We start from the raw sequence: 2,500 nt of genomic DNA on the forward strand, positions 1-2,500 counted from the left end.
TTGGTTGCGGGGGCAGGATTTGAACCTGCGGCCTTCAGGTTATGAGCCTGACGAGCTACCGGGCTGCTCCACCCCGCGTTATAATTTTTGTTCTGCTTGTCTTTGAAGCAAAAAGGACCGCTTATAGCGGCCCTTGATTGTCGGCTGGGCCGAAGAGTGTTCTGAGAAGATGCGGTATTTTGGGTTTCAAAAACCGGATTTATTGCCTTTAGCAGACCTGGCAGCGACCTACTCTCCCGCGTCTTGAGACGGAGTACCATTGGCGCAGGGGCGTTTCACGGCCGTGTTCGGAATGGGAACGGGTGCAGCCACCCCGCAATAACCACCAGGTCAGCTAAGGGCAATAAAAGAGAAGCTGGTAGAGGCCTTGTAGGCCTCGTTTTGAGATTTGAACACGTAATTTTGTTTTCCGACCGAATGGATGAGACACCCATACAGGCCGAAGGCCGTCGCACCTGTTGGTGCGGGCCGTCCGCAGCGAAGGCTCAAGGAGCCGACAGCGTCAGGACAAAACAGATGGCTTTGTTCATCGAGGATGAACACAAGCAATGAGAACGATCAAGCCAATCGAGCTATTAGTACCGGTAAGCTTCATGCATTGCTGCACTTCCACACCCGGCCTATCAACGTGGTAGTCTTCCACGGCTCTGATAGGGAATACTCGTTTTCAGGTTGGTTTCCCGCTTAGATGCCTTCAGCGGTTATCCATTCCATATATAGCTACCCTGCTATGCCGTTGGCACGACAACAGGTCCACCAGAGATATGTCCATCCCGGTCCTCTCGTACTAGGGACAGATCCTGTCAATATTCCTACACCCACGGCAGATAGGGACCGAACTGTCTCACGACGTTCTGAACCCAGCTCACGTACCGCTTTAATTGGCGAACAGCCAAACCCTTGGGACCTGCTCCAGCCCCAGGATGCGATGAGCCGACATCGAGGTGCCAAACAACCCCGTCGATATGGACTCTTGGGGGTCATCAGCCTGTTATCCCCGGCGTACCTTTTATCCGTTGAGCGATGGCCCTTCCACGCGGGACCACCGGATCACTATGACCGACTTTCGTCTCTGCTCGACTTGTCAGTCTCGCAGTCAGGCGGGCTTATGCCATTGCACTCGACGACCGATTTCCGACCGGTCTGAGCCCACCATCGCGCGCCTCCGTTACTCTTTCGGAGGCGACCGCCCCAGTCAAACTACCCACCATACACTGTCCCGGATCCGGATAACGGACCGCGGTTAGACATCCATGACGATAAGGGTGGTATTTCAAGGATGGCTCCACTCAAACTGGCGTCCAAGCTTCAAAGCCTACCACCTATCCTACACATGCCGACACGAATGCCAGTGTAAAGCTATAGTAAAGGTGCACGGGGTCTTTCCGTCTGACCGCAGGAACCCCGCATCTTCACGGGGAATTCAATTTCACTGAGTCTATGCTGGAGACAGCGGGGAAGTCGTTACGCCATTCGTGCAGGTCGGAACTTACCCGACAAGGAATTTCGCTACCTTAGGACCGTTATAGTTACGGCCGCCGTTTACTGGGGCTTCAGTTCAAAGCTTGCACCTCTCCCTTTAACCTTCCAGCACCGGGCAGGCGTCAGACCCTATACGTCGTCTTGCGACTTCGCAGAGCCCTGTGTTTTTGATAAACAGTCGCTACCCCCTGGTCTGTGCCACCCCATCTCACTTGCGTAAAATGGGGTCACGCTTCTTCCGAAGTTACGCGTGCAATTTGCCGAGTTCCTTCAGCATAGTTCTCTCAAGCGCCTTGGTATACTCTACCTGACCACCTGTGTCGGTTTCGGGTACGGTCTATAGGGTGGAGCTATTTCCTGGAACCGCTCCACCGCACATTCAATCCAATAAGAATGTACGATTTGTGCGATCCGTCACTACCACCAGGCCCACGAATATTAACGTGGTTCCCATCGACTACGCATTTCTGCCTCGCCTTAGGGGCCGGCTAACCCTGCTCAGATTAACTTTAAGCAGGAACCCTTGGTCTTTCGGCGAGGGGGTCTCTCACCCCCTTTATCGTTACTCATGTCAACATTCGCACTTCCGATACCTCCAGGGCCCCTCACAGGTACCCCTTCACAGGCTTACGGAACGCTCCGCTACCACACGTCTTGCGACGTATCCTCAGCTTCGGTGCATGGCTTTAGCCCCGTTACATTTTCGGCGCAAAGACCCTTATTTAGACCAGTGAGCTGTTACGCTTTCTTTAAATGATGGCTGCTTCTAAGCCAACATCCTGGTTGTTTTGGGATCCTCACATCCTTTCCCACTTAGCCATGACTTGGGGACCTTAGCTGGAGGTCAGGGTTGTTGCCCTCTTCACGACGGACGTTAGCACCCGCCGTGTGTCTGCCGACTAGTACTCCTCGGTATTCGGAGTTTGGTTAGGATCAGTAAGACGGTGAGTCCCCATAGCCCATCCAGTGCTCTACCCCCGAGGGTATTCGGTCGACGCACTACCTAAATAGTTTTCGC

Annotated in this window: 1 tRNA gene and 2 rRNA genes (1 of these 3 cut by a window edge); all 3 read right to left on the minus strand. The window is 53.8% G+C overall.

Annotation, left to right across the window (positions count from 1 at the left end):
- Window position 1: 1 nt before the first annotated feature.
- Window positions 2–78: transfer RNA gene (locus PDO_RS07825), tRNA-Met, on the minus strand.
- Window positions 79–215: 137 nt separating this feature from the next.
- Window positions 216–330: ribosomal RNA gene (gene rrf / locus PDO_RS07830) — 5S ribosomal RNA — on the minus strand.
- A gap of 224 nt (window positions 331–554) precedes the next feature.
- Window positions 555–2,500 (minus strand): 23S ribosomal RNA (locus PDO_RS07835) (it continues 853 nt past the right edge of the window).

This window comes from Rhizobium sp. PDO1-076, assembly GCF_000247475.1.
In the GTDB taxonomy this organism is placed as follows: domain Bacteria; phylum Pseudomonadota; class Alphaproteobacteria; order Rhizobiales; family Rhizobiaceae; genus Allorhizobium.